This window comes from Wolbachia endosymbiont (group B) of Ischnura elegans (assembly GCF_947251585.1).
In the GTDB taxonomy this organism is placed as follows: domain Bacteria; phylum Pseudomonadota; class Alphaproteobacteria; order Rickettsiales; family Anaplasmataceae; genus Wolbachia.
This window is the reverse complement of record NZ_OX366371.1, coordinates 548,025-574,670: the sequence shown is the minus strand read 5'-3', so window position 1 is coordinate 574,670 and position 26,646 is coordinate 548,025. Positions and strand designations below refer to the sequence as shown.

Sequence of the window (26,646 nt, the reverse complement as noted above, 5' to 3'; positions counted from 1 at the left end):
AGTGTAAAGAGATAGGAATCTAAATATGGAATGGGTAAATGACAACAGTGCTGCAAGAAAAGGTTGTAGCAGAAAAGGCTAATCTCAAGGAAGAAATAAAAGCACTGATCAGAGAAAATGATAGCTTGAAAGCAAAAATAGTTGAATTAGAAGACAAATTGGGCTTAAATTCGCAAAATTCATCGCTGCCACCATCACGAGATATATATCGTAAGAAAGCAAAAAAGAAAAGTGATAAAAAACCAGGAGGTCAGCCAGGACATAAGGTGCATAAGCGTGAATTAATGGCTGCAGACGAGGTAGTGAGATGCACAATTGATACAATTTGTATGTGTGGAGGTAAGATTACTTTAGAAGATGAAATTATTCATCAGAAGGCAGAGTTGCCAGAAATTAAGCCAATTGTAACTGAGTACAGGTTGCAAAGAGGACATTGTAGAGTATGTAATAAAAGAATTACAGCAAATTTACCCGAAGGTGTTGCAAGAGATTTTCTAGGACCCAATGCTAAAACAGTTATAAGCAGCCTTAGCGGCTTTTTTATTAACTCAAAAAGAGAGGTACAGCAAATTTTGGGCAGTATTTTTAATCTAAATATAAGCCTTGGTTTAGTCTCAAATACTGAACGCAGGGTATCGAAGAAGTGTGCATCTGAATATGAGAAAATGAAGGAAGAGTTGCAAGGAAGCGAGTATTTGCATATAGACGAAACAGGGCACAGAAATCAAGGAAAGAGAGGCTGGAGTTGGGTAATAACAAACAAAGCGTTGACACTTCTGAAGGTAAGCGAGTCTCGTGGTAAGAAGGTGTTGAAGAGTTTACTGCCAGAATATGATGGTATAGTTGTGAGCGATAGATACGCTGTATACAATTACTTCAATCGTGAAAATAGACAGATATGTTGGGCACATCTGGCAAGAGATTTTGAGAGATTTGCCCATAGTAAAAATGTTGAAGTGAGCAAAATTGGCCAAGCACTAAAATCGCTCAGCAATAAGGTGTTTGTAGTAGATAAGGCAAAAAAACAAAATTTGATAGATAATTTGAGATTTTATCGACTGGTGCGAAAAATTCGGAAAAGGGTAAAACATTTTTTACGTAAAATGACGAGGGTTGCAAATAGCACTCAAGCTTCAAGAATGGCCGCTAAGATGTTACGATCTGAGGATATGATGTGGAAGTTTTTAAGAAAACCTGAAGTGATAGAAACAACTAATAACCTTGCAGAACGGCAAATTAGACGGTACGTAATTTATCGTAAAAACAGCTTTTTCACCTGGTCAGAACGTGGAGAAAGATTCGTGGAAAGAATGTTGTCGATATTTTTGACATCACGTCTAAATGGCCAGAACCCCTTTCAAAAGCTACAGAATCTAGTAGCTGTCACTGCTTAGTTCTTTAATTCATTCTCACAATCCGTGAACGGTTACTATTTTGTTACTCTGCTGAACAGATGCAAAATAGTTTATTTTTGATTCTTATCATCAAGTGTGAATAAGATTATTGTAGAGGTTAAACCTATAATAACTATCATTAACGAAAATGGGGCAGCTTCTCTGTAACGCTCATCGCTGACAAGTTCATATATTCTAGTTGATATAGTTTCAAAATTAAATGGTCTGATAATTAGTGTTGCCGTGAGTTCTTTTACCGTATCCATAAACACGAGCAGAAATCCCGATAGTATGCTTTTCTTGATAAGGGGAATATGAATATTCAGGCACGTGGAAATAGGCCCATGACCCATAGTATATGCAGTCCATTCAATTTCATTTGGTGTTTTTTTGAGTCCCGACTCTATCGCCTTGAAAGATATAGCAAAAAAACGAAATAAATATGAGTAAACTAATGCGCCAATAGTTCCTACCAAGCTAATTTCTACAATATATTGAGTAATGAAAGAAGATATTCTGCTTAAAAACATTATTATGCTAATTGCAATAATTGCATTTGGAATTGCATATCCAAGAGAAATTAGACGTGCTACGTTGCTTATTACCTTATTTCTACGCGCTGTATATCCAATAATTATCGCAATGCTAATTGAGATTAATGCGGTAATAAATGATAAACCAACACTATTTGCTATTATATTATAGAATCTTGCTTCGTATATGAAAAAGCCTTTCTCTATGCTCCAATATATAAGTGGAATCATTGGTAAAATAAAGCCTATTAATATCGGCAATAAACACATAAGATAAGAAAAGATCAACGATATAGAACCGTTTATACTACGTTTATTGTGATAATCTGCATTAGTATTGATTGAAGAGTAAGATATTTCTCTTTTTTGTAGTTTTTTCTCGATAACTATTAGTGTTGCAACGAAAATCAGTTCTGCAACTGCCAAAACAGTAGTTGAATATTTGTCATGCAATAAAAACCAAGTACGGTATATTCCTGTCGTGAAAGTATCGATAGCAAGAAACTGTGGTGTGCCGAAATCTGTAATTACTTCCATTAGTACCAAGGATAACCCAGCTATAATTGATGGACGTATGGAAGGTATGATGACAGAAAACAGACTCTGTAATGAGGAGAACCCAAGTGTTGATGCAATAGTGACTGAGTTACTAACGCTCTTTAGACTTGAGCGGACCAACATATAAACGTATGGATATAGACTAAATCCCATTACTAATATTCCACCACCTAGGGATTTGATCTCGGGAAACCAATAGTCACCTTTGCCCAATTGAAAAGTATCTCTTAACAAGCTCTGAATCGGACCTGAAAACTCTAGCGTATTTACATAAACAAACGATACTATATATCCAGGAATTGATATCGGAAAGAATAAGGCAATCTCAAAAATTCTACTTCCGGGAAACGAAAAAAATGTAGTAAGCCAAGCTGGAATTACTCCAAATATAAAGGATATTAACCCTACTCCTACCATCAAAATTAACGTATTGAGTATATATTCAGGAAAAAGTCTACTAATTACCCATCCAGAGTTTGCTGATTCTGTAAATAGAATCGATATTAACGATAGTATAGGGCAGACAAATAATACACTTACTAAAAACAAGAATATATTTTTAAATACTCTCAGAAACATTAACTTGAATCTATATTTGATATTAAAATGTTATATGCAAAAACTAAAGATATCCAGTAATTAACAGCCGTCCTATTGAATATCTTCATAATTTTATATATTATGTTTTAAATCGATAAACTAATTAATTATGAGTTTTGTTATTGCAACTTTCTATCATTTTGTAAAACTCTCTAATTATTATGACATGAAAGACGAAATAAAAGTTGCATGCGACAACGTTGAATTAAAAGGCACTATAATCCTTGCAGAAGAGGGTATTAATGCAACTGTATCTGGAGAAAGAAACGCGATTGATAAAATACTTGATTTTCTACGTTCTGATTATAGACTAAGGGACCTTACATGGAAAGAGAGTGCAGCAGAATATCAACCATTTAGTAAGATGAAAGTGAGATTAAAAAGAGAAATTGTGAATCTTGGTGTAAGTAATCTCGATACTTCCGTTAGAGGTCAGTACATTGATCCAGATTATTGGGATGATTTTATCTCTCAACCTGATGTTTTAGTGATAGACACACGAAATGATTACGAAGTAAAACTAGGCAAGTTTAAAAATGCAATCAATCCACATACTCAGCGTTTTCGAGATTTTCCTCAGTGGGCAGAGTCATTTTCTGAGAGTAAAGACCTGAAAGTTGTAAGTTAAAAATGTGATATAAAAGAGATAAGAGGGAAAGATAACCCTACTCACTATAGGAATAGGGCTATCACGGGCGTGTGCGACCGAATGAAAGTTGGTATTACAACCGTAGCCATCAAGGTAAACTAGCCCCATCCCTCGATACGTTTGAATAGTTGCATGGGACATATGTATGCACCCGTTTACAATCTTAAATTAATTAAACTATCGAGGTTATTTATTATGATTACATCTTATCAAAATTTCATTGGCATTGATATCGGAAAATTTAAAAATGTTGCTGCAGCTTATAACCAAAGGAGCGCTATCAAGTTTGACAATGATGCTACTGGTTGGCAACAGTTGTTTCAAAAATTTTCAGATATCCTACCTAATTCTCTAGTAACTTTAGAAAACACTGGAAAATATGAGCTTGGCTTAGCACATTTTCTTGTTGATAAGAATGTTGCTGTACATCGAGCTAATACTCGTAAAGTAAAAAGTTTTATCATATCACATGGAACTTTAGCAAAGACAGATCAATCAGATGCAAGAGCCCTTGCTCAATATGGTTTTGAACGCTATAGTGCTCTATCTCTATTTGTGCCTATGTCAAAAGAACAAACCGCCTTAGTTGCACTCTGTCAACGTCGTGATGACATTACACAAATGAGAACTCAAGAGAAATGTAGGCTTGCAGCACCTGAAAACGACTATATAAAGGAAAGTTGCCAAAAAACAATAGACTTTTTTACCAGTCAGATAAATGAGTTCAACGATGCCATACAAAGAATTATTGATAAAAATCCAGAGTTACAAAAGCGTCAAAAGATCTTGAGAACAGTGCCAGGAATAGGTCTCAAGTTATCACAAGTTTTTGTGTGTCTAATGCCAGAACTTGGCCACCTAAACAAAAAAGAAGTTGCAAGTCTTGCTGGAGTTGCTCCACATCCAAAAGAAAGCGGTAAAACTATTGGTTACCGAAGGATAACAGGTGGTAGGAGCAATGTTCGTGCAAAGCTTTTCACAGCTGCTATGGCTGCTGCAAGATCTAAATCTGCACTTGGTGCTTTTTATTCTGATCTTATTGGTAGAGGTAAAAAGAAGATGGTAGCTATAACAGCTCTAATGCGAAAAATCATAGTAATTGCCAATGCAAGACTTAAAGAAGCAATTAATATGAAATAAAAAATCTGTATAGAAAATAGGTTAACGAATATGTGCGTCTACACACATTTAAAGCACATATTCGTTAACCATAAAATCTAAGCAGTGCTTGCTGTTTGATATAAATTTCTTTCTGTATAAACTAGGGTTTTTGTTGCCAAAATACATTTTTCAATTGAATAAAAATACAAAATTATCAACAAATGAGACTAAATTCAAAAAATTTTAAAAAACATAGTTGATGGCAAGAAGGAGCAGCACTTCGAAATGATATGAGGTCAGGATTTACGTTCTGTGGCATAACATTTGAGGAATATAGAGGGCAAGCAACTGATCCTGAAGAAAATGTGAGGAGGTTTATAGAAAGAGAAAGTGGAAACTGTTTTCCACTAGGAACAGCGAATACATTTACGACATATTTCGCACCAGCAGACTTTAATGAAACAGTAAATACACTAGGACAGCCACTATATGCAAAACAAGAGCCAAGAAGATTTGATAGAGGGACCGATTTGCATACGCAGTCGAATCCATTGCCAATGTGCCATCGTCCGGGAGTTTTGGTAAAAATTAGTTCTAGTTGATGAATATAGGAAAATTATTGGAAGATTGTTTTGAGCATTTAGGAGTGGAAGCCACATATTGTAATAAAAACAAGGAGGGCATTCGTAGAATAAAAGTGCTAATTAAACGTCCTGAGACTACGTACTCTCTAGGTGCAGATGGAGCATTAACTCAGCAAATTGCTTCTATAGAAATACGTGATCAGGACGTTACTTCCTTTAGCATAGGTGATTATATCAAGATTGAAAAAAGGTTCTACAAGATTTTTGAACCACCGTTAAAAGATTCTTCGAGTGAAATATGGAAAATTGAGGCAATAGAAAGTGTTTGATATTAAAATTAGTAACAATATTGACGAAAAAGAGCAGAAAGTAAAACTGGCAGCTATAAAAGCACTAAATAGAACAGCACTATGGTTAAAAGCGCAAGCAGCTAAGGAAATCAGTGAGGAAAAGAAGATAAAATTAAGTTTGATAAGAAAGAGATTAAGAATTTTTAAAGCAAAGACAAGCAGGTTGAACGTATTAATTAGAGCGAATCTGTATGACGTCAGAACTTCATTAATTGGTAAAGTGAGACAAACAAGAAGAGGTACGAAAGTAGGAAAACATGAGTTTATTGGAGCGTTTACTGCAACAATGCCAAGAGATTATAAAGGAGCTTTTAAACGCGAGGGAAAAACAGCATTGCCAATAAAGGAAGTTAAATTGCCACTCGAACCTGAAGCATCAAAAGTAATGAGAGATCTTGTTAATTATGAGATTGAGAAAGTGTGTACAAAATTTTTGAACGTGAATTGAGCTATAAAGGATGAATTTGAAAGATTTACATGATAAAATTTGTACCACGCTGAAGAAAGAAATTTCTGCGATACAAACATGCGAAGTATATCCAGCAATAAGGAAAGAATTAGTAGCACCGGCAGTATTTATAGAATTATCAAGTCTAGAGCAAGGAAAAGATCCAGGAACAGAAGAATTAGCTCTGAAAGCAAGATTTGAAGCTAGAATAGTAGTTGATAGCACAATCGAAAATGCTCCTCTTATTGTCAGAACATTAGCTGCCGAGGTGGCAAAAGTTGTAAACAAAAATACATGGAATATAAAAAATGTTTCACCAGGAGAATTTATCTCTGCAGAAATTGACGGATTTAGACCCGAATTAGATGCATATTTGGTGTGGATGGTTGATTGGAGTCATCAGCTTCATTTAGGTAAATCGATATGGACAGAAAATAAGATTAAGCCACATACGATTATAATAGAAGAAAATGTTAGAGAGTAATTTTGCTATTTCAGAGCTGCAAAGAAAGTTAGCAAACATTGTACGAATAGGAGTTGTAAAAGAAGTAGATTATGAGAAAGCAAAAGTAAGAGTGAAGATAGGAGAACTTTTAACAGATTTTCTTCCATGGATAACTTCTAGAGCAGGAGAGGAAAGAAGCTGGCTACCACCAAGCATAAATGAACAGGTAGTAATATTGTCACCATTGGGAGAGTTATCATTAGGAGTAGTACTAGCTGGAATATATCAGCAAAATTATTCTGCTCCAGAGAATAGTGAAATGATTAACAGTTTAGTATTTCAAGATGGAACAAAGTTATTGTATGACAAAGAGAGCAAGAATCTTGAAATTTCTGTAGTGGATAAATTAAATTTCAAAGTAGGAAAATCAGAGATAGAAATGACAAAAAGTGGAATAAAACTGAAAGCAGAAAGGATCGACTTAAATTGAACAAAGGAATAGTGAGGTTAGGAGACTACTGTGGAGAAGCTATACCACATTTCTGCATTAGCGGAAGTAATAATGTTTTTGTAAACGGTAAGTCAATATGTAGACAAGGAGACAGTTTTAGTGAAGGAAGAGCATTAACTGAAGGATCAAAAACAGTGTTTGCAAATGGTCTTAGTGTAGGAAGAGTAGGAGATATAGTTTCATGTGGGTTTAAAGTAATAAAAGGCAGTGAAAGCGTTTTTGCAAAATAGAAATGAAGGGTATGGATGCTAAAACAGGAAAAACGTTAGAAGGAATAGAGCACTTAAAGCAGTCGATAATTGATATACTGACCACTCCTATTAACAGTAGAATAATGAGGAGAGATTATGGCTCAAGATTATTTGAATTAGTGGATAAGCCAGTTAATCGTGATTTAACACTAGAAATTTACGCAGCAACTGCAGAAGCTTTGGAAAAATGGGAAAAGAGATTTAAGTTAGAAAAAGTAAAAGTTGAAGGAGTAAAAGAAGGGAGAGTAACATTGAATTTAGAAGGTGTCTATCTTTCAGAAGGCAAGTTCATAAATATTAGTGGAGTAGTTGTTTAGAAATGCAAACATCTAATATTATTGAAAAACTAAGATATGAGGAAATATTTTCGAGAATGAAGGAAGAGTTAGTAAAGCGAGATGCAAGTTTTACAGGATTGGTAGAAAGTGATCCAGCAATGAAGGTATTAGAAGTAGCAGCATGGCGAGAACTTTTGCTTAGAGAAAGAATAAATGAAGCTGTAAAAAGTAATTTACTAAAATTTGCAACGGGAGAAGATCTTGGTAATTTAGCTGAATTTTATGGAGTAGAGAGAGAAAAAGAAGAAGAGGACGAACGATTTAGAAAAAGAATAAAAGCAAAAATAAAAGGCTGGAGTACAGGAGGAAGTAAAGAGTATTATCGTTATCAGGCACTGTCAGCAGATAGTAGAGTAAAAGATGCATTAGTAGAATCACCTATACCAGGGAAAGTACAAATTTCAATCTTATCAACACAATTATCCACAACTGGCATAGTGTCAGAAGAACTACTAGAAATTGTAAAAAAGCAGGTTACTAGAGATGATATAAGGGTTTTAACAGATACGATAACAGTAATTGGTTGCAATATTACGGAAATAGATATTCACAGCAGAATGAGCATGAGTCCTGTAATATCAGAGGAAGAAATCAAGAAGCAGTTTATTAAGAAGTTTGAATTAGTAAAAAGATTAGGGTGGAGTGTAACAAGATCATGGATAATAGCGAATCTATTTGTAGATGGTGTAGAAAATGTGGAATTGATCGAGCCAAGAGAGGATGTTGTGGTTCTGGGAAATGAATCTGCAAATTTGAAAAATTTAAAGATTGAGTTGAATTAATGTTATTGCCACCAAATGCAACAAAACAGGAAAAAGCGCTAGTAGATGCGATAGATTATAAGGTTGATCCAAGCTGTATTAGAGGATTTAAATTTAGATTGGAAGAAGAAACATTGCCGTGGATAATAGAAGAATATGGTTTAGAAGAAATACTACGCTGGGTAAAAGATAGAAGAAAAGCAGTAGTAGAAGGAGTAAAATTTCAAAGACTGCGAGGAACACCTAAATCACTTAAAATAGCACTCAAGTGGGCAAATATAGAAGACATTACAATCATCGAAGAACCACCCGGTAAACACTTTTTTGAGTTGCAAGTAGGGATAAAAGAGGTACCAAATGACTTCTTCGTAGATGCAGTAGTAGAGCTGGCAAAACTATCACTGCCTGTAAGATCGAGGTTGATGAGGATTTTTAACGATTATTATAATGTGCAGAGATTTATATTGGATGAGAGTTTATTTGGAGATCTTCTTTCTGATTATTCAGGGGTAAAAATAGAAAAAGATGGACCAGTGTTATCATTTGGAAGAGTAAATTTTTCAGGTCTAGTGGTCCAGTTATTAGGATTATAGAAAACTATCTACGCGATCATTATGAACGAGCTTTAAGCAATGATATATATCGCCTAGATGTAGCAATCCTTGGAGAAACAGAGCCTCACACAAAGAATTATAACGGTATTTATGAAAGAAATCATTTGTGGTACAACTTAAAAGCACTATATCCATTACCACAGAGTTTATTACCATCGATTAAATTTGCAAAAGCGCAGATAGTATTATCAGATCAACTATGTTTTTTAAAATTTTTTGAATTTAGTTTCATTACAACTTTTGTTTGTAATTTTGTTTTTTATTCGAGTAAAAAGTGCATTTTTGACAATAAAAACCCTAACTTAATCATAGAAAAATTTTGTATCAAACAACAGTTACTGCTTAGATCTTATGGTTAACGAATATGTGCTTTAAATGTGTGTAGACGCACATATTCGTTAACCTATTTTCTATGCAGATTTTTTTAATTCACATTGACTGCTTCTTTAAGCCTCGCATTGGCAATTACTATGATTTTACGCATTAGAGCTGTCATAGCCACCATCTTCTTTTTACCTTTACCAACAAGCCTTGAATAGAAGGCACCAAGCGCAGACTTAGACCTTGAAGCAGACATCGCAGCTGTAAAAAGCTTTTCACGAACGTTGCTTCTGCCACCACTTATTCTGCGATAACCAATAGTTTTACCACTTTCTTTCGGATGAGGTGCAACTCCAGCAAGACTTGCAATTTCTCCCCTACTTACATAACCAAGTTCTGGCATTAGACACAGAAAATCTTGAGATAATTTTGCACCTATTCCTGGAACTGTTTTAAGGATTTTTTGGCGCTTTTGTAACTCTGGATTCTCATCAATAATTTTTTGTATGGTATTGTTGAGCTCATCTATCTGGCTATTAAAGAATTCAATAGTTTTCTGACAGCTTTCTTTTATATGGTCGTTTTCAGGTGCTGCAAGCCTAGATTTCTCTTGAGCTCTCATTTTTGTAATGTCATCACGACGTTGACAAAGTGCAACTAAGGTTGTTTGTTCTTTTGACATAGGTGCAAATAGAGATAGAGTACTATAGCGTTCAAACCCATACTGAGCAAGGGCTCTTGCATCTGATTGATCAGACTTTGCTAAAGTTCCATGAGATAGAACAAAGCTTTTTACTTTGCGAGTATTAGCTCGATGTACAGCAATATCTTTATCAACAAGAAAATGTGCTAAGCCAAGCTCATATTTTCCAGTGTTTTCCAGAGTTACTAAAGAATTAGGTAAGATATTTGAAAAATCTTGAAACAATTGTTGCCAGCCAGCAGTATCATTGTCGAATTCGACAGCGTTCTTCTGTTTGTGAACTGCAACAACATTTTTAAATTTTCCGATATCAATGCCAATAAAATTTTGATAAGATGTAATCATAATAACCTCGATTAGTTTTAATTAATTTAAGATTGTAAACGGGTGCATACATATGTCCCATGCAACTATTCAAACGTATCGAGAGATGGGCTAGTGTACCTTGATCCGAACGGTTATAATACCAACAGTTGGTCGGTCGCACACGCCCGTGATAACTCTATTCCTATAGTGAGTAGGGTTATCTTCCCTCTTATCTCCTTTATATCATATTTTTAACTTACAACAGTTGGAATTTAGGAGAAATAAACGCATGTTTTCCAGTTGGTAGTGTAGAGGAAAGAGGAAATAAATTTGTATTGGGAAGCGATACACTTTCAGGGCAACGTTGGAATTTAAAACACAAACCAATTTTAGAAAGATTCAGTATTATCCATCGTTACAAAGTAGAAAATTATACAGATCAGAAGGTCAGAAAATATGTTTTAGCAGAACACAACGTTTACTATAAAAATGACTCAGATTCAGAGCAAAAAGACTCAATACACGAATTAGAAAATTACATTTTAGTGTTTTACCCAGGAGTACTTAGGTGGCACGAACATCGACATTTGCACAGAAGTTGGAAAAGTAGTCAAGTAATATCTCTAATAAGCTAAGCATTTATATTTAGATCCTCATATATTATATTAATAATAGGTAAAAGTGTATGAAATAAAAAGAAAAAGACTTGCTTTCTTATGCTAAAATAGACATGACTTGAATAGCAGCAGGTAAATATAAGAAATTTATCTGACGCTAGAAAAGCTAATTTTGTGAGGTATGAAATGGTGCGCCAAGAAGTGCTTGGAGAACAGTTGGTGAAAATCCAACATAAACAAAGTCTAGCCAACAGTTTAGAACAGACCACTATGTTGCATGAGGTAACGAGTGTAATAGAGCTAGTGGAATGGACAATGCAGGGTACAACGAAAGTGAAGGGATTGAGTCCCGAAATACCTGAAGACATAGAGGTCGACATTTTCATTTCGGTGGAAGACAGCATGAGGGATAATGCAAAGGCGAGTTATCACTCACTCTATCGGGATCTGAGACCGTGCCATGTATTGAAATGGACTTCAAGTGAACTTGGGAGATCCTATGCATTCCTATAAAGGTACGCTGGAACAAGTCAACAAAGGCAAGAACTAGCGGAAGATGCAGAGGAAGTCGGACTGATTGATAGTACTCGGAGTGTGGGAAAGCCACGTACAAGGGGAAGCGATCAGCAATATAGTAACTGGTATAGGGATTGCTATGCCAATACAACGGAGGTTGGAATAACATGCAAGATAAACTAAACCAGATAGCAGTAAGAGCAAAGCAAGATAAGCGACTGAAATTCACATCGCTAATACATCTAATAAATGTAGGAAACCTTGCAGAGTGTTATAAAGAGCTAAAGCGTAACAAGGCTTGTGGAATAGACTGGGTAACAGTGGAAGCTTACGGAGAAAATCTAAAAGAGCGACTGGAAGGACTAGTGGATAGTATGAAGGGAAAGCAATATCAACCACAACCGGTGAGGAGGGTGTATATACCAAAAGCCGGAAGTAAAGAGAAACGCGGACTCGGAATACCATCAACTGAGGATAAGTTGGTACAGATTATGCTGAAGAAGATATTAGAAAATATTTACGAGGCAAACTTTCTGGACAGCTCATATGGATTTCGACCTGGAAGAAACTGTCATCAAACGGTAAATGCACTAGATAAAGCAGTTAGGTACAAACCAATAAACTACATTGTAGAAGTGGATATCAAGAAGTTCTACGATAATATACAGCATAAATGGCTAATGAGATGTCTAAGGGAACGAATAACTGACCCAAATTTACTGTGGTTAATAAAGCGTTTTCTTAAGGCAGGGATAGTTGAAGCTGGATATTATGAAGCAACAAAACAAGGTACACCCCAAGGTGGTATAGTAAGTCCTGTATTAGCAAATATATACTTACATTATGTGTTGGATTTATGGCTTGAAAAGAAATTTAAACCAAGATCCAGAGGATATATACAACTAATAAGGTTTTGCGACGATTTTGTGGTTTGTTGCGAAAGTAAGGTAGACGCGGAAGAATTTCTGGAATTACTGAAACAAAGGTTAAATAAATTCGGGTTGGAAGTATCTGAAAACAAGACCAGAGTAGTAAAGTTTGGCAAGAGGGAGTGGCAACAAGCGATAAGAGAGAAACGAAGGACGGAAAGTTTCAATTTTCTGGGGTTTACGCACTATGGTGCAAAAAGTCGTCTTGGTAGATTAATGATGGGACATAAAACCTCAAAGTTAAATCTAGCCAGAAAACTAAAAGAAATCAAAGAGTGGTTGGAAAAAGTCCGCGGAAGTATTCGACTTAAAGATTGGTGGCAAGTACTGAAGGCTAAATTAACAGGACACTATAACTACTTTGGTATTAGCGGAAATTATTGGTGTTTAAAACAATTTTATACATCAGTAAGAAAGCTAGCATTTAAATGGATAAATCGGCGTAGTCAGAAAAAGAGTATGACCTGGGAACAGTTTGTACACTACGTAGAAGTAAATCCATTACCAAAGCCAAAAATACATTTTTCTTTATATGCATAAGAGGGACGACTGTGAAAACTAATATTGATGAGCCGTGTGCGGGAAATCTGCAAGCACGGTTCTTTAGGGGGAGTTGTAGTAATAAAACTCAAACGAGAGGAGTAAAGCTACAGCTTCTACCAAACAGTTTTAGCAAGAGTAAGTTTTTTAAAGAAGTATCAAGTAACGATATTAATAAAAGAAATGAAGAAGGAGAGACGATATTGCACCAAGCAGTAGAAATCTCCGATTACACAACAGTGAGGTTATTAATAAAAAAAGGGGCAGAGGTTAATGCAAGAGATAAAAATGGTTATACACCTCTGCACTGTGCAGTATTCGCAAAAAGTTTAGAAAATGTAAAAGTGCTGCTAAGAGAAGGAGCAGAAGTAAATGCCACTCAATATGTCACTGGATGTACGCCACTCCACTCTGCGTGCAAAGGAGCAGGAGTTGAAATAATAAAAGAGCTGGTAAAGGCTGGAGCTGAAGTTAATCAACTGAATAAGTACGGCGCAACGCCAATGTATTACATCTGGGAAAGTGAAAAGTATCGTCTATGTGATAGCAAAGAGAGTGAAAAGGCGAGTAAATTTTTGAGAGAAAAAGGAGGAATAACAAAAAGTAGAGAACTGACGTGCTATGGAATAGAGGGGCTAGTGGGAGAAATAGCAGACATGTTGAATGGGAGTTATTTGCCGGAGCTAAAAATAATAGAGATAGGAGAAATAAGGAAGAGAGACAAATCGCTAATAAAGAAAGAATGTCAAAATTTAGCAAGCAAGATAATCAGCCAAGTGAATGCAATGATAGATGAGGTGGTAAAAAGGAAGGCTTAGGTTTAAAGAAAAGGTGGGGTAAGTTATGGTAAAGCTGGGTAAAAAAGATAAGTCACTATTAGAGAACTCGTTTAAAAATATTTATGAAAGAGACGAAAAAGGAAGAACAGCTCTACATTATGCAGTAGAGGTAAAAACAGTGAGGTTATTAATCGAAAAAGGAGTAGATGTGAATGCAGCAGATGTAAGAGGACATACAGCACTGCATCTAGCGATAACGGAGAAACGTCTAGAAACAGTTAGAGAATTGATAAAATCAGGAGGGAATGTAAATGCTGAAGAGTATGGCAATAAATGCACTCCGCTGCATCTTGCATGTATGGTAGGAGAAAAAGAAATAGTGGAGGAGCTAGTAAAAGCAGGGGCTGAAATAGAGCAAGCAGATAAATTTGGAATAACAGCGATGGATTATGCGAAAAATAGCAAAGAAATAGCCGAGGTATTAAAGAAAGAAACAGAGAAAATGGAAAGTTTGTTAAAAAAATAAGAGTCGTATCAGAAAGCGCAACAGCAGTTGGTAAAGGAAGGGCTAGACCAAATTTGAAGGCTGTAGCTGATAAAAGTTGGTCTTTTTCATAAGAGTAAATGGATTGATGGAAAAAAGGAGTGGTAAGGCTCCTTGCACTACAAAAACATTTGCAGGAGAAACTATGAGAAAAAGAACATTAACTTGCCGATACGAGCCAGATGAATTAGCGGAACAACATCTAGCAGACGCCTATGAGCTGTTACTAAGGTATGCGGTAAAAAGAAACAATGAAAAGGAGATAAAGAAAAATGATAACAGTGGCCTTATATGCAAGAGTTTCATCGAAGAGTCAAGCGCAGAACAATACAATAGAGAGTCAAATTGCCGAGCTCAAGCATAGAATTGCTGCAGATAAGCATGAGTTATTGAATGAGTATGAATTTAAGGATGATGGGCTTAGTGGGTGGAGTTTAGAACGTGAAGGTTTAGATGCATTACGTGATAAAGTAGGAGAAGATCAAATTGATAAAATTTATATTCATTCACCTGACCGACTATCAAGAAAATCTGCACATCAAATGATATTACTTGATGAATTTGAAAAAGCAGGAGTAGAAGTAATATTCTTAAATCATAAGACTGAAAATAATCCAGAGTCTAAATTGTTATTGGGAATGCAAGGATTAGTGGCAGAATATGAGTGTACAAAGATTATGGAACGTAGTCGTAGGGGAAAACTCCATAGAGCAAAAAAAGGCTGTGTAAGTGTAATTGGCATTGCACCTTTTGGTTATAATCGTATAAAGCATGTAGATAGAGAAAAGACAAAGTTTGAAATAAATGAAGAGGAAGCAAAAATAGTAAAGCAGATATTCATGTGGGTAGGGCAAGAGAGAATAAGTATAAGGGAAGTGATACGTAGACTAAGAGATAAGTCAATTAGAACAAGAACTGGAAAGAAGGTGTGGTGTCCAATAATAATTTGGAAGGTGTTAAGAAATCCAGCATATAAAGGACAAGCAGCGTTTGGTAAATTAAAGAGGGTTGAAAAAAGAGAAAGAAATAAACAAAAGATTTCTATCTGTCGCACAGATGAGGACAGCTGGATTTATATACCAGTACCAAAAATAGTTGATGAAGGGTTATTTAATAAAGTACAAAAGCAACTGGATGAAAATAGAAAAAGAGCAAGGATGCAGAGAGAGGGAGGAAAAAAGAAATACCTATTACAAGGTCTAGTTGTGTGTCAAAACTGTGGATATGCGTATAGTGGTGCACAATGTGGAGTTGAGGGAAAAAAGTTTAGCTATTATCGCTGTAGTAGTACTATACGTATTACTGATGGTAGGGAGAAGTGTACTAATAAATTGGTCCGTACAGATATGTTAGAAACAGCTATATGGGAAAAGGTGAAAAATTTACTAAAAAACCCAGAGATAATAAAAAATGAGTATCACCGTAGAATTGCAGAAAATAAAAATGATGAATCATCAGATAAGAAGTTTGCAAGAAGGGAAAATCAAATAAAACAAGGCATCGAAAAGTTAATGGAAGACTATTATAGTCAAGAAAATGTAGGAGATAAAGGATATATAAGTGAGGAAGAATTTAAACAGACGATGAAAAGAATGAGGGAACGCTTAAGAGGGATAGAAGAAGAGAAGAAAAAGGTAGTTGATCAAAAAGCAATAGAGAAGGGAATGAACCTTATCATCAACAGTATAAAGAGTCTTTATACTAGTATAAAATCGAACTTGGAACAGCTAGATTGGCAAACTAAGCGTGGTATCATTAAAGCATTAGTAGAACGAATTCAGATTAGTCATGACCAGGTAGAGGTGGCATTTAGAATCGAAGAACCAGCCCAGGATGGAGAGATTTTTAATTTGCAACATTGTACTGGACGTCATGATAAGAAAGCTAGTGAAATGTTTCGAGTAACTTTTTCTTTTCTATGAGCTACTTGACGGCAAGAATAAAGTTTTAATCATTCCATGGTTTCTGTATAATTTTCAAAACTTAATTGGTATATATGAAGGTAATAATAGGTAGCGCTAGTAAACGATTAGGAGATTCAATAGCAAGTGGGCTAAATGCTCAGCTATTCCCCAATCAGGTGTCAAGATTTGCCGATGGTGAGGTAAATGTAGAAGTAGCAAATGATCTACGTAATCAAGAAGTATATATAGTACAATCTCTTTCTTCCCCTGTAAATGATAACCTTATGGAGCTTCTGCTTACAATTGATGCAGCAAAGAGATCTGGAGCCAAGAGAATAACAGCTATTATTCCTTATTACGGATACAGTAGGCAGGATAGGGTTATTAAAAACAATAATATGCAATCTGCTTTAAGTGCTAAATTAACTGCAAATCTTATTCAAACAGCTGGTGCAAACAGTGTTGCTGCTATTGATTTGCATTCAAGTCAAATTGAAGGTTTTTTTGATATACCAGTTACTAATCTAAGCTGTTTTGAAGTATTTGTTAACTCTATATACAAGGAAAACTTTGCAATAGTTGCGCCTGATGTTGGAGCAATTGGCAGAGCTCGTGCTTTTGCAAAGATTTTAGAGGAAAAACACAAGTTGGATAATGATATTGTTGTAGTAGATAAATATAGAGAAAAAGCAGGTACATCTGAGGTAATGAATGTAATCGGAGAAGTTGCAAACAAAAATTGCGTCATTGTTGATGATATAGTTGACTCTGGCGGAACATTATGTAATGCAGCTCTTGCTTTAAAAAACCGAGGAGCAAAGTCTGTAGTTTCGTGCATTACACATGGAATACTTTCAGGAAATGCAGTTGAGAAAATCTCTTCCTCTTCTCTGGATAAATTAGTAATTACGGACACCGTATTTCACAAATTTGAAAAAAATGATAAGATAGAGGTTGTTTCAATTGCAAATATTTTAATTTGCTTTATGCAAGGAGGTAAAAGTGCCAGCTAGATCAACAGAAGATGTTATCACTTCGTTAATAGAATTTGCAAATAAGAGAAAAATAACAATTACTAAAGAAGAAATGCTTAAAACTGCACAGCTTGTGAGGATTAAGTTATCTGATGATGAGATTCAATACTACTCAAAAGAACTGACAATGCTGGATTGGATACATGATACTTTGTTGAAAGTTAATACTGAAGGTGTTTCTCCTATGCGTTATGGAACTATAGATAAGGATGTCCATGTACGCGATGATATTATAAATTCTCAAAACATTAAAGAAGAAATATTATCCAATACAAAATCGGAGCATGGGTATTTCGTAGTACCGAAGGTTATAAACGATTAAGATAAAGCAAGATTTATACCGATTTTATAGATCTACTTTCAAAAATAAGACCAATCTGGTAAAGAAGCATTCGTTGGAGTAAAAACCATTTTTTGATTTTTCTTTACTAAATCTACTAAATATAATTTAGAGTTGCTTGGTGATTCTGCGTTAGTAAAGATAATTTCTCTGCCATTTGGTAGCCATGCCGGAGATTCAATTTTATGTCCCTCTGAAAGCAAGCGCTCTTCTTTGCCATCTGGCTTCATAACTCCTATGTAAAATTTTCCTGACTGAATTTTTGTAAAAGCTATCAGATCTCCTTTTGGCGACCAAACAGGTGTAGCATATCTTCCATTTCCAAAACTAATTCTCTTGGGTTTTTTGCTTTTTTTAGTGAAATCTATGATATATAGTTGCTGACTTCCACTTATATCAGAACTAAAAACCATGTACTTTTGATCTGGAGACAAAGAGGGAGAAGTACTTATAGCTGAACCTTTAGTAATTTTTTTTGTTCGTTTACTGCTTAAGTCTAGAGATAATATATTTGTTTCACCACTCAATGAGTGGGAAATAAAAAGAGATTTACCATCAGGAGAAAATCTTGGTGCAGAAATAACTCCTTCAAATGCGCTGATTATTGATTCAGTGTTATCTTTTAAATTTTTTAATATTATATAACTTTTACCATTTGTGTATGAGATATAAACAATACCCTTTCCATTTGGTGAAAATCTTGGTGTTGACACAAATTTCTCACCATTTGTTAAGTACTTTATATTACTTCCATCTTGATTCATCACAGCAATTTTACGGACGGATTTGTAATTGCTATCTTTTTCTTCAGCGATATATGTAATTTTTGTATTGAAATGCCCTTTCTCACCAATCAATCTATCATGTATCACATCTGAAACAAGATGACTAATTTTCCTCCAGTCTTTTGCTAGAAAAACAACCGACTGAGTAAGTAATTCTCTGTTTGTAAAGCTGTCAGATAAACGAAAAGATAGCTCTAAATTTCTGTTTGATACTTCACTTAAACTTACTGTGACTACAGTATCGCTTTTCCAAGACTCAACTTTCGTGTTACGTTTCACATTAAATAAGCCACAATTAGATAGATTTGTTTCAATTACTTTTGTGATGCTTTCACTTAGCTCACTTTCCACTTCTGTCTTGCATGCACATTTAGATACAACAAGATCAATATTACCAATATTGCTTTTTTTTATATCAACATATAAAACAGCTTTTGTGGAATAAGGAATAAATAACGAAATAAATAACACCAGTTGAACGAATAGCTTCATTAGATTTCTTGCATTACCTCCTGTCATCTCAGCAAATAGCTTACTTTTGAAGTTAAATTGCATGACAGTAGAGTAAATCAATTTCTGCAGTACTTGACACTGGAATCCAGAAATTTGACTGCAAGTAAGTGCACTGAGGTGGCAAGCATAAAAGTAGCTGTTTTATTCTAAAATAAACGTCTTTGACAAGGTTGCATGAAAAACTGGATTCCAGTGGGCTTTGTTGCATAGGTCAAATAAAAAGAACTGGCAGTTACTGACAAAATTCACTATAAGACAAGCATTTAACCTACTAAAGAAAAATATGCCACAAAAAATGAGAGTCAGTAACTGCCATGAATATAACAAATTTCTCCAAGAGAGGGGAAATATTTTTTATTACGTCAATGATGCCATAGAAAATTGGTACGAAAAAGGTCCAAAAATGGCTGGTGGCAACTATATTTATAGCGATAAGGTCGTGATTCTGGATGGCTTTGTTGCATAGCACTGATAGGCATGTAAATCACAATGAACTTACGCAGCTAATTTAAATTTAGCCATACCAATATCAGTAAATTTGTTCAGTAAGTAGCACTTAATTAACAGCTCTTTTTCACGATTTACCTCTGATTTATTTTTCAAGCCAAACCCAAATATTTGCTTCAACCTATAGAAAAAGACTTCAATATAAGACCGTGCTCCATACTTAACTTTTTTCTTCCATTCATTAATACCATCTTCATAATTCTCATATGACCTAATTCTACTAATATACTTGTTTCTTTCTGATAAGTAGTCAGCTAAACAAATTTTAGTATCCTTCCTAGGGCGAATAATAGGCACAATATTGTATTTTCTGCATTCTTTATACACACTTTTTATATCATAAGCCGCATCTGCTCGAATAGAACAAATGTTATATTTATCACTGACTTCTTCTAACATATCGCAGACCGGCAAATAGTCTACAGCAACACCACTAGTGTAGTTCATGCTTATTGCTTTCTTATCATTTATGTTTAAAATAACATGTAATTTTCTTACTTGACCATAACCACTGTATTTTCTTTTTTGAATATTAAGCTTACTATGCCCACCGTTATTATTGTAGATACTAACTCTAGTGCTATCTACGGCAATTTCAACATTTTCCAGATCATCTTTATTGCTTCTATGGTCATCAATCTTCAAATTAAGCTTTTTAAATCTTCTGGAAGCTTGTGTATAGCTGATAATCTTAAGTTTTTTGCCTATTTGTACCATATAACCTTTTACAAAACCTACAGCTTGTCTCAAGCCAATTCTAAAAAGATGAACTATTATGTGTATTAAAATTACAACTTTATCACTATAAGTGTTATTGCCACCTGCAACTTTTGGACTATTTTCATACCAATTTTCTATGGCTTGATTAACAAAATGAAAAACATTTCCTCTTTTTTTTAGAAACTCATTATATTCTCTTTGGTTACTTACTCTCATTTTTTGTGGCATAAGTTATACTTGTTTGAAAAATGCCTATTTTACAACAAAATGCGTTAGTAACCATAAGCTTTTCTCCTTACAATAACCTCAACCAACACTAGCTATGCAACAAAGCCATTCTGGTTCACATAATAACTTATTTATTTAGAATAGATCTGAGACAAACAGCGGGATTTATAGCAGGGTACCTTGAGCAAGTAAGGAAAAACTTGCAAGTTATTAGCTATTCCCAGGCCTCAAGAAGGCTTAAAAAACTTAACATCAAAATTAATGATCGAAGACATGATAAAAATAATACAGAAGATATTGAGATTGCCATAGATAGTACTGATCTACAATAATATTCCAGGTCATAGCAAGGCAAATGGTACAGATAGAAAGTATCGCCGCTATGAGCAAACAAGAAAACTGCATGTAATGCTAGAGATAGGTAGCAAAAAAGTTATAGCAGCAAAATACAGTGGCGGAGTTTATTCTGACCACTATGGAGCATGTGATCTTATTGCAAGGATTGATGTTAAATATAATATAAGCACACTATATGCAGACAGGGCATATAATCGAAAGAAGTTATACAAACTGTGCGATGAGCTTGACATAAAGACAAGGATTCCTCCGCAAAATAATTCAGTAGAGCATCCAAAGTTGGATTATATGGATGAGAGAAATTCTACAATCAAGCTCATAAAGTCATATGATGAAGATGGTATGAAGAGGTGGAAAAAAGAGATAAATTATGGGAAGAGATCTTATATAGAAAGTTTTTTCTCGCGACTGAAGCAAACATTTGGGTTTAGTTTTAGAAACAAATCTGAGGTTAATCGTGAGAGAGAACTGCTACTCAAGTGTTATTTGCTTAACAAATTTACTGATATAGGCATGGCTAAATTTGAGATAGCTTCATGAATTTATTCCACGTTACCTATTATCCGAAGAGTGATGCAACAAAGCCCACTGGGATCGAGATTGCAAGTAATGCATTCGGTTTGGTAAGTATGGATTTTGCGTTATAGAATGAAACACTTTTGGTAAAGAAAACTGGATCCCAGTGTCAAGCACTGGGATGACACCACTTTTGCTTCGATATTTACACATTAGTCATGCATCTGAACGGATACTTTGAGACAGCTTCTATAATAAGCTTAAATAACTAACACTAAAAAATGAAGGGCAGACTTATTTAGTCTACCCCTTTTATACTTAGTTGGGTGATGATCTTCCTTTCTTTTGTTGTTCAGCTTCTGGTGATTTAACAATTGAGCTTGGCACAAGTCTAATGATTAGTTCTTTATCATCATTTTCTTCAGAGCCTAAACCTAACGTTTTTAACTTTTTTTCATATTCATGTATTAATTCATACTCACATTTATCATTTTTTCTTCCTAATGAATTTATCTTTAATAATCCATCATTGTTATTCATTTCCTTACTTGTAGCAGTAATGTAGTAACTTTTACTTTCTAAGCTAAAATATATAAGATACTCATAGGGGATAATACTGCCATTTTGATCCTTATTTTTGTTGTATTTTTTGATATACTCAAAATCTTCATCTTTTACTTTCACAAATAGGTAACCGTTCACGCAATGGCGTCAACTTAAGAGCCTTCATTAGCAGACTCTCCTAAAGACATGATGGCGTTTAGGCTTATCAACTTTGTCCATTCACGGTATAAGAAAGTAGTTTACAAAAATTGCATAATTAGTATAAAAAACAATAAACTAGATAGATGAGGGGTTGATGATAGAGGTGCTACAAGAAAAGATTGTGGTATTGGAGTCAGAAGTTGGTACTCTGAAAGCAGAGAATGATAAGTTAAGGACAAAAATAATTGAGCTAGAGGATAAGCTGGGTTTAAATTCAAAAAATTCATCGCTGCCACCATCGCAAGATGTATATCGCAAAAAGACAAAAAAGAAGAGCGATAAAAAACCAGGCGGGCAGCCAGGACATGAAGCGCACAAGCGGGAATTGATGGTAGCAGATGAGGTGGTAAAATGTTCAATTGATACAATTTGCATGTGTGGAAGCCAAGTTATTTTAGAAGAAGAAACTGTGCATCAAAAGGTTGAATTGCCAAAAATTAAACCGATAGTGACTGAATATAGGCTACAAAAAGGCTACTGTAAGGCGTGTAAGAAAAGGATCTCAGCTAGTCTGCCTGAAGGTGTGACAAGGGATCTTTTAGGAGCTAATGCAAAAGCAGTAATTAGCAGTTTTAGTGGATTTTTTATCAATTCAAAAAGGGAAGTACAGCAAATTTTGAGCAGCATATTTAATCTGAATATAAGCCTAGGTTTGGTATCAAAGACCGAGGGTAGAGTATCAGAAAAATGTATATCTGAATACGAAAAAATAAGAGAAGAGCTACGGAAAAGCAAGTATTTACATATAGATGAAACAAGCCATAGGAACCAGGGAAAGAAAGGTTGGAGTTGGGTAGTAACGAATAAAACAGCAACACTTATGAAGTTAGTTGGATCTCGCGGAAAGAAGATATTAAAAGGGCTATTGCCAGAGTATGATGGAATAGTTATAAGCGATAGGTATGCTGCGTATAATTACTTTAATCGTGAAAACAGACAGATATGCTGGGCCCATTTAGCAAGGGACTTTGAAAGGTTTTTTTACAGTAAAAATGTTGAAGTGAGCAGAATTGGCGCAGCATTAAAATCGCTGAGCAACAGGGTATTTGTGGTAGATAGAGCACGTAAACAAAACCTGATAGACAATTTAAGATTTTTCCGGTTAATGAGGAAGATTCGAAAAAGGGTGAAACATTTTTTGCGAGAGATAACAAGGGTTGCAAAAGGAACTCAGGCCTTGAGAATGGCTGCCAATATACTACGTTCTGAAGATATGATGTGGAGATTCGTGCGCAATCCTGATCTGATCGAGACAACCAATAACCTTGCAGAACGTCAGGCTAGACGGTACGTCATTTATCGTAAAAATAGTTTTTTCACTTGGTCAGAACGTGGAGAAAAGTTCATTGAAAGAATGCTTTCGATATTTTTGACTGCACGTTTGAATGATCAGAATCCTGTCCAGAAACTACAGAATTTAGTCGCTATTCCTGCCTAATTGGGAATATTCCGTGAACGGTTACTCATAAGGACCGTTTTGCAGCAAGGTTCTCCTCTCTGGTTTATTATACTGAAAGTTCCGAACAACTGGTTGAGCTTTTAGGCTCGTATATAAGGGTGGAAAATGCAGTATACACATTATTTATGGAGGGATTATGAATTTATCAAATATTATTACTGGCATTGATATTAGCAAAAATAAACTAGATATCCATATTCATCCACTTGGACATCATAAAGTATTTGAAAATAACGTTCAAACTATTGATCAAATAATCGACTTTTTGCGTTTACATAACGTAACCAAAGTTCGACTTGAAGCAACTGGTGGGTACGAAAAATTATGTGCTTATACTTTATTAAGCCATGGTTTTGAAGTATATGTCATTCAACCAAGATGGGTGAGAGATTATGCAAAAAGCCTTGGTATTGCTACTAAAACTGATAAAATAGACTGTAGCATCATCTCACGTTATGTTAGTAATACAGACATGCGTGTCACTCCTTTAAAAGTTAGTAGTATTGACTGTTTGAAGCAAAAATTATCTCGCAGGAATCAACTAGTAGAAATAGCAAAAATACAAAAAACCCAAGCTCATCAAGTAACCGATTTATCTATAATCAAACAAATGGAAGAGCTACTTGCAGTTTTACAAAATCAAATTCAAGTCTTAGAAGATGAGGTAATGGAATTAGTCGATAAAAATCAAGAGCTTAAAAAAAAGTACATGTCAATAACTAGTATACCTGGTGTAGGTGCAATAACAGCTATTACTTTTATTTGTTATCTACCCGAGCTTGGAACTCTCCAACATAAAGAAATATCCAGCCTTTCCGGAGTTGCACCTTTTAATCGAGATAGTGGTTTTAGTAAGGGAAAAAGGTGTATTCAGGGTGGTAGATCACAAATTAGAAAGGTTTTACATATGTGCATTCTTAGTGCGCAAAGGTACAATTCTTATATAAAAATCTTCTTTGATAGGCTATACAATCAATATAAAAAACCATATAAAGTTACCTCTACTGCTGCAATGAGAAAATTACTTATCCTTGCTAACTCTTTAGTAAGAGACGGTAGACTGTTTACTGAGGAGTATAGCCCTAAAACTGCTTCTATATAGCAATAGCATAGCTGTGAATAAGTACGCCCACACAAATTTTAAGTACTTATTCACAGCTACATCAATTTTTCTATTGACTTTTAACACAACTGCTACAATGTCCTCTTTGCAACCTGTACTCAGTTACAATTGGCTTAATTTCTGGCAACTCTGCCTTCTGATGAATAATTTCATCTTCTAAAGTAATCTTACCTCCACACATACAAATTGTATCAATTGTGCATCTCACTACCTCGTCTGCAGCCATTAATTCACGCTTATGCACCTTATGTCCTGGCTGACCTCCTGGTTTTTTATCACTTTTCTTTTTTGCTTTCTTACGATATATATCTCGTGATGGTGGCAGCGATGAATTTTGCGAATTTAAGCCCAATTTGTCTTCTAATTCAACTATTTTTGCTTTCAAGCTATCATTTTCTCTGATCAGTGCTTTTATTTCTTCCTTGAGATTAGCGTTTTCTGCTACAACCTTTTCTTGCAGCACTGTTGTCATTTACCCATTCCATATTTAGCTTCCTATCTCTTTACACTTTTATACTTACTTTGTAAACCACCTTATCTCCGTGAACGGTTACGGGATGGCTTTGTTGCATAGGTCAAATAAAAAGAACTGGCAGTTACTGACAAAATTCACTATAAGACAAGCATTTAACCTACTAAAGAAAAATATGCCACAAAAAATGAGAGTCAGTAACTGCCATGAATATAACAAATTTCTCCAAGAGAGGGGAAATATTTTTTATTACGTCAATGATGCCATAGAAAATTGGTACGAAAAAGGTCCAAAAATGGCTGGTGGCAACTATATTTATAGCGATAAGGTCGTGATTCTGGTTCACATAATAACTTATTTATTTAGAATAGATCTGAGACAAACAGCGGGATTTATAGCAGGGTACCTTGAGCAAGTAAGGAAAAACTTGCAAGTTATTAGCTATTCCCAGGCCTCAAGAAGGCTTAAAAAACTTAACATCAAAATTAATGATCGAAGACATGATAAAAATAATACAGAAGATATTGAGATTGCCATAGATAGTACTGATCTACAATAATATTCCAGGTCATAGCAAGGCAAATGGTACAGATAGAAAGTATCGCCGCTATGAGCAAACAAGAAAACTGCATGTAATGCTAGAGATAGGTAGCAAAAAAGTTATAGCAGCAAAATACAGTGGCGGAGTTTATTCTGACCACTATGGAGCATGTGATCTTATTGCAAGGATTGATGTTAAATATAATATAAGCACACTATATGCAGACAGGGCATATAATCGAAAGAAGTTATACAAACTGTGCGATGAGCTTGACATAAAGACAAGGATTCCTCCGCAAAATAATTCAGTAGAGCATCCAAAGTTGGATTATATGGATGAGAGAAATTCTACAATCAAGCTCATAAAGTCATATGATGAAGATGGTATGAAGAGGTGGAAAAAAGAGATAAATTATGGGAAGAGATCTTATATAGAAAGTTTTTTCTCGCGACTGAAGCAAACATTTGGGTTTAGTTTTAGAAACAAATCTGAGGTTAATCGTGAGAGAGAACTGCTACTCAAGTGTTATTTGCTTAACAAATTTACTGATATAGGCATGGCTAAATTTGAGATAGCTTCATGAATTTATTCCACGTTACCTATTATCCGAAGAGTGATGCAACAAAGCCCACTGGGATCCAGATATAAAAAGTATTTGCAAATTATGCAGTAAACAATAGTCCTTAAGGACATATGTCAAAAACAATGTCCAAAAACTAGATCCCAGTGTCAAGCACTGGGATGACATCATAGACACGCAAAGCTACTTGTTTCGAAAACAGTATGTTAAACTAATTTTGCCTCGAACACAAAGGCAGTGCTTGACACTGTTTACTATGCAAATTGCCACAATGTTCGTACAGCTGTGACTGAAATGATAAAAAGAGGATAATTAAAGGATACCATTTATTGTTTTGGCAAATTTGTACAGCTACGTACTTTATTTGCACATTCTTCTGAACAGATACGCAGCGAAAAAAAATGCTTGAC

At 35.0% G+C, this 26,646-nt stretch carries 24 protein-coding genes and 7 pseudogenes; 25 read left to right on the top strand and 6 right to left on the bottom strand.

Annotated features, from left to right (window positions below; translation table 11 throughout):
- The first annotated feature begins 38 nt into the window (after window positions 1-38).
- A complete protein-coding gene (tnpC, locus tag OPR58_RS02965; RefSeq protein ID WP_265022241.1) occupies window positions 39-1,394 on the top strand; it encodes an IS66 family transposase in 1,356 nt (451 codons plus the stop codon).
- A 71-nt stretch (window positions 1,395-1,465) separates the two neighbouring features.
- Here the strand turns inward: tnpC (OPR58_RS02965) and OPR58_RS02960 are convergent, their stop codons facing one another.
- Window positions 1,466-3,064, bottom strand: coding sequence for an ABC transporter permease (locus OPR58_RS02960; protein ID WP_265022964.1), 1,599 nt, complete (start codon window positions 3,062-3,064; stop codon window positions 1,466-1,468).
- A gap of 130 nt (window positions 3,065-3,194) precedes the next feature.
- Here OPR58_RS02960 and trhO point away from each other — a divergent pair.
- From trhO to OPR58_RS02905, 11 genes and pseudogenes are all read left to right on the top strand, one after another.
- Window positions 3,195-3,704 (top strand): annotated as a pseudogene (trhO, locus tag OPR58_RS02955) (oxygen-dependent tRNA uridine(34) hydroxylase TrhO); the annotation flags it as partial.
- A gap of 225 nt (window positions 3,705-3,929) precedes the next feature.
- Window positions 3,930-4,874: an IS110 family RNA-guided transposase gene (locus OPR58_RS02950; protein ID WP_265022222.1), complete on the top strand. Its 945-nt coding sequence runs from the start codon at window positions 3,930-3,932 to the stop codon at window positions 4,872-4,874.
- Window positions 4,875-5,095: 221 nt separating this feature from the next.
- A pseudogene (locus OPR58_RS02945) lies at window positions 5,096-5,437 on the top strand (major capsid protein); the annotation flags it as partial.
- Window positions 5,437-5,748, top strand: a complete 312-nt coding sequence (locus OPR58_RS02940) for a head-tail joining protein (protein WP_264686591.1) — start codon at window positions 5,437-5,439, stop codon at window positions 5,746-5,748. The pseudogene OPR58_RS02945 and the gene OPR58_RS02940, both read left to right, overlap by 1 nt.
- A complete protein-coding gene (locus tag OPR58_RS02935) occupies window positions 5,741-6,217 on the top strand; it encodes a phage tail protein (RefSeq protein ID WP_265022963.1) in 477 nt (158 codons plus the stop codon). Before OPR58_RS02940 ends, OPR58_RS02935 begins: the two co-directional genes overlap by 8 nt.
- Before the next feature lie 10 nt (window positions 6,218-6,227).
- Complete coding sequence (locus OPR58_RS02930) at window positions 6,228-6,701, top strand: hypothetical protein (protein WP_253308731.1); 474 nt, start codon at window positions 6,228-6,230, stop codon at window positions 6,699-6,701.
- Entirely contained in the window at window positions 6,688-7,152 is a 465-nt protein-coding gene (locus OPR58_RS02925) for a phage baseplate assembly protein V (RefSeq protein WP_047759504.1), read from the top strand. Before OPR58_RS02930 ends, OPR58_RS02925 begins: the two co-directional genes overlap by 14 nt.
- Window positions 7,149-7,403: a PAAR domain-containing protein gene (locus OPR58_RS02920; RefSeq protein ID WP_047759655.1), complete on the top strand. Its 255-nt coding sequence runs from the start codon at window positions 7,149-7,151 to the stop codon at window positions 7,401-7,403. The genes OPR58_RS02925 and OPR58_RS02920 overlap by 4 nt, the downstream gene beginning before the upstream one ends.
- A 2-nt stretch (window positions 7,404-7,405) precedes the next feature.
- Window positions 7,406-7,741: a GPW/gp25 family protein gene (locus OPR58_RS02915; RefSeq protein ID WP_265022510.1), complete on the top strand. Its 336-nt coding sequence runs from the start codon at window positions 7,406-7,408 to the stop codon at window positions 7,739-7,741.
- Window positions 7,742-7,743: 2 nt separating this feature from the next.
- Window positions 7,744-8,544, top strand: a complete 801-nt coding sequence (locus OPR58_RS02910) for a baseplate assembly protein (protein WP_265022509.1) — start codon at window positions 7,744-7,746, stop codon at window positions 8,542-8,544.
- Window positions 8,544-9,331: pseudogene (locus OPR58_RS02905) on the top strand (phage tail protein); the annotation flags it as partial. The gene OPR58_RS02910 and the pseudogene OPR58_RS02905, both read left to right, overlap by 1 nt.
- 230 nt (window positions 9,332-9,561) lie before the next feature.
- On the opposite strand, the gene OPR58_RS02900 reads toward OPR58_RS02905, so the two are convergent.
- Window positions 9,562-10,506 carry an IS110 family RNA-guided transposase gene (locus OPR58_RS02900; protein WP_264336326.1) on the bottom strand — a complete coding sequence of 315 codons (945 nt, stop codon included), beginning with the start codon at window positions 10,504-10,506 and terminating at the stop codon, window positions 9,562-9,564.
- 221 nt (window positions 10,507-10,727) lie between these two features.
- On the opposite strand from OPR58_RS02900, the pseudogene OPR58_RS02895 reads away from it, so the two are divergent.
- The 8 genes and pseudogenes from OPR58_RS02895 to gatC form a co-directional block, all read left to right on the top strand.
- Window positions 10,728-11,102, top strand: a pseudogene (locus OPR58_RS02895) (phage tail protein); the annotation flags it as partial.
- A 665-nt stretch (window positions 11,103-11,767) separates the two neighbouring features.
- Window positions 11,768-13,069, top strand: a complete 1,302-nt coding sequence (ltrA, locus tag OPR58_RS02890) for a group II intron reverse transcriptase/maturase (protein WP_265022346.1) — start codon at window positions 11,768-11,770, stop codon at window positions 13,067-13,069.
- Between the two features lie 170 nt (window positions 13,070-13,239).
- Window positions 13,240-13,887: an ankyrin repeat domain-containing protein gene (locus tag OPR58_RS02885; RefSeq protein ID WP_265023158.1), complete on the top strand. Its 648-nt coding sequence runs from the start codon at window positions 13,240-13,242 to the stop codon at window positions 13,885-13,887.
- Window positions 13,888-13,912: 25 nt separating this feature from the next.
- Entirely contained in the window at window positions 13,913-14,374 is a 462-nt protein-coding gene (locus OPR58_RS02880) for an ankyrin repeat domain-containing protein (protein WP_236514967.1), read from the top strand.
- Between the two features lie 106 nt (window positions 14,375-14,480).
- Complete coding sequence (locus OPR58_RS02875; protein ID WP_017532679.1) at window positions 14,481-14,756, top strand: hypothetical protein; 276 nt, start codon at window positions 14,481-14,483, stop codon at window positions 14,754-14,756.
- The gene (locus OPR58_RS02870) at window positions 14,665-16,314 is read left to right on the top strand and encodes a recombinase family protein (RefSeq protein WP_265022962.1); all 1,650 of its coding nucleotides are present in this window, start codon (window positions 14,665-14,667) and stop codon (window positions 16,312-16,314) included. The genes OPR58_RS02875 and OPR58_RS02870 overlap by 92 nt, the downstream gene beginning before the upstream one ends.
- Before the next feature lie 74 nt (window positions 16,315-16,388).
- The gene (locus OPR58_RS02865; protein WP_265022961.1) at window positions 16,389-17,309 is read left to right on the top strand and encodes a ribose-phosphate diphosphokinase; all 921 of its coding nucleotides are present in this window, start codon (window positions 16,389-16,391) and stop codon (window positions 17,307-17,309) included.
- Complete coding sequence (gene gatC, locus OPR58_RS02860) at window positions 17,299-17,652, top strand: Asp-tRNA(Asn)/Glu-tRNA(Gln) amidotransferase subunit GatC (RefSeq protein ID WP_010401704.1); 354 nt, start codon at window positions 17,299-17,301, stop codon at window positions 17,650-17,652. Before OPR58_RS02865 ends, gatC begins: the two co-directional genes overlap by 11 nt.
- A gap of 38 nt (window positions 17,653-17,690) precedes the next feature.
- Here the strand turns inward: gatC and OPR58_RS02855 are convergent, their stop codons facing one another.
- Window positions 17,691-18,947: a Tol-Pal system protein TolB gene (locus tag OPR58_RS02855; RefSeq protein WP_064085826.1), complete on the bottom strand. Its 1,257-nt coding sequence runs from the start codon at window positions 18,945-18,947 to the stop codon at window positions 17,691-17,693.
- Between the two features lie 304 nt (window positions 18,948-19,251).
- On the opposite strand from OPR58_RS02855, the pseudogene OPR58_RS02850 reads away from it, so the two are divergent.
- Window positions 19,252-19,416: pseudogene (locus OPR58_RS02850) on the top strand (IS5 family transposase); the annotation flags it as partial.
- Window positions 19,417-19,463: 47 nt separating this feature from the next.
- Here the strand turns inward: OPR58_RS02850 and OPR58_RS02845 are convergent.
- On the bottom strand, window positions 19,464-20,423 hold the full coding sequence (locus OPR58_RS02845; RefSeq protein ID WP_265022394.1) for an IS5 family transposase: 960 nt from the start codon (window positions 20,421-20,423) through the stop codon (window positions 19,464-19,466).
- A gap of 107 nt (window positions 20,424-20,530) precedes the next feature.
- Between OPR58_RS02845 and OPR58_RS11400 the strand changes: the two are divergent.
- Window positions 20,531-21,320, top strand: a pseudogene (locus OPR58_RS11400) (IS5 family transposase); the annotation flags it as partial.
- Between the two features lie 294 nt (window positions 21,321-21,614).
- Here the strand turns inward: OPR58_RS11400 and OPR58_RS02830 are convergent.
- Window positions 21,615-21,998 carry a hypothetical protein gene (locus OPR58_RS02830; RefSeq protein WP_265022960.1) on the bottom strand — a complete coding sequence of 128 codons (384 nt, stop codon included), beginning with the start codon at window positions 21,996-21,998 and terminating at the stop codon, window positions 21,615-21,617.
- Window positions 21,999-22,155: 157 nt separating this feature from the next.
- On the opposite strand from OPR58_RS02830, the gene tnpC (OPR58_RS02825) reads away from it, so the two are divergent.
- Both tnpC (OPR58_RS02825) and OPR58_RS02820 read left to right on the top strand, forming a co-directional pair.
- Entirely contained in the window at window positions 22,156-23,499 is a 1,344-nt protein-coding gene (gene tnpC, locus OPR58_RS02825; RefSeq protein WP_265022273.1) for an IS66 family transposase, read from the top strand.
- Window positions 23,500-23,656: 157 nt separating this feature from the next.
- Window positions 23,657-24,622 carry an IS110 family RNA-guided transposase gene (locus OPR58_RS02820; protein WP_265022959.1) on the top strand — a complete coding sequence of 322 codons (966 nt, stop codon included), beginning with the start codon at window positions 23,657-23,659 and terminating at the stop codon, window positions 24,620-24,622.
- A 70-nt stretch (window positions 24,623-24,692) separates the two neighbouring features.
- Here OPR58_RS02820 and OPR58_RS02815 read toward each other — a convergent pair whose 3' ends face one another.
- Window positions 24,693-25,115 (bottom strand): DUF6444 domain-containing protein, encoded by a 423-nt coding sequence (locus tag OPR58_RS02815; RefSeq protein WP_265022563.1) that lies wholly within the window; start codon window positions 25,113-25,115, stop codon window positions 24,693-24,695.
- Between the two features lie 175 nt (window positions 25,116-25,290).
- Here OPR58_RS02815 and OPR58_RS11395 point away from each other — a divergent pair.
- Window positions 25,291-26,239 (top strand): annotated as a pseudogene (locus OPR58_RS11395) (IS5 family transposase).
- Window positions 26,240-26,646 lie beyond the last annotated feature (407 nt).

What these genes read in the sequence shown, in the direction of transcription:
- OPR58_RS02900 (WP_264336326.1), bottom strand. Translation starts at nt 10,506, where the DNA reads ATGATTACATCTTATCAAAATTTTATTGGCATTGATATCGGAAAATTT.
- tnpC (WP_265022241.1), top strand. Translation starts at nt 39, where the DNA reads ATGACAACAGTGCTGCAAGAAAAGGTTGTAGCAGAAAAGGCTAATCTC.
- OPR58_RS02910 (WP_265022509.1), top strand. Translation starts at nt 7,744, where the DNA reads ATGCAAACATCTAATATTATTGAAAAACTAAGATATGAGGAAATATTT.
- OPR58_RS02930 (WP_253308731.1), top strand. Translation starts at nt 6,228, where the DNA reads ATGAATTTGAAAGATTTACATGATAAAATTTGTACCACGCTGAAGAAA.
- OPR58_RS02925 (WP_047759504.1), top strand. Translation starts at nt 6,688, where the DNA reads ATGTTAGAGAGTAATTTTGCTATTTCAGAGCTGCAAAGAAAGTTAGCA.
- OPR58_RS02845 (WP_265022394.1), bottom strand. Translation starts at nt 20,423, where the DNA reads ATGCCACAAAAAATGAGAGTAAGTAACCAAAGAGAATATAATGAGTTT.
- OPR58_RS02815 (WP_265022563.1), bottom strand. Translation starts at nt 25,115, where the DNA reads ATGACAACAGTGCTGCAAGAAAAGGTTGTAGCAGAAAACGCTAATCTC.
- OPR58_RS02875 (WP_017532679.1), top strand. Translation starts at nt 14,481, where the DNA reads ATGGAAAAAAGGAGTGGTAAGGCTCCTTGCACTACAAAAACATTTGCA.
- OPR58_RS02960 (WP_265022964.1), bottom strand. Translation starts at nt 3,064, where the DNA reads ATGTTTCTGAGAGTATTTAAAAATATATTCTTGTTTTTAGTAAGTGTA.
- OPR58_RS02870 (WP_265022962.1), top strand. Translation starts at nt 14,665, where the DNA reads ATGATAACAGTGGCCTTATATGCAAGAGTTTCATCGAAGAGTCAAGCG.
- ltrA (WP_265022346.1), top strand. Translation starts at nt 11,768, where the DNA reads ATGCAAGATAAACTAAACCAGATAGCAGTAAGAGCAAAGCAAGATAAG.
- OPR58_RS02820 (WP_265022959.1), top strand. Translation starts at nt 23,657, where the DNA reads ATGAATTTATCAAATATTATTACTGGCATTGATATTAGCAAAAATAAA.
- OPR58_RS02915 (WP_265022510.1), top strand. Translation starts at nt 7,406, where the DNA reads ATGAAGGGTATGGATGCTAAAACAGGAAAAACGTTAGAAGGAATAGAG.
- OPR58_RS02950 (WP_265022222.1), top strand. Translation starts at nt 3,930, where the DNA reads ATGATTACATCTTATCAAAATTTCATTGGCATTGATATCGGAAAATTT.
- OPR58_RS02940 (WP_264686591.1), top strand. Translation starts at nt 5,437, where the DNA reads ATGAATATAGGAAAATTATTGGAAGATTGTTTTGAGCATTTAGGAGTG.
- OPR58_RS02865 (WP_265022961.1), top strand. Translation starts at nt 16,389, where the DNA reads ATGAAGGTAATAATAGGTAGCGCTAGTAAACGATTAGGAGATTCAATA.
- OPR58_RS02855 (WP_064085826.1), bottom strand. Translation starts at nt 18,947, where the DNA reads ATGAAGCTATTCGTTCAACTGGTGTTATTTATTTCGTTATTTATTCCT.
- tnpC (WP_265022273.1), top strand. Translation starts at nt 22,156, where the DNA reads ATGATAGAGGTGCTACAAGAAAAGATTGTGGTATTGGAGTCAGAAGTT.
- OPR58_RS02880 (WP_236514967.1), top strand. Translation starts at nt 13,913, where the DNA reads ATGGTAAAGCTGGGTAAAAAAGATAAGTCACTATTAGAGAACTCGTTT.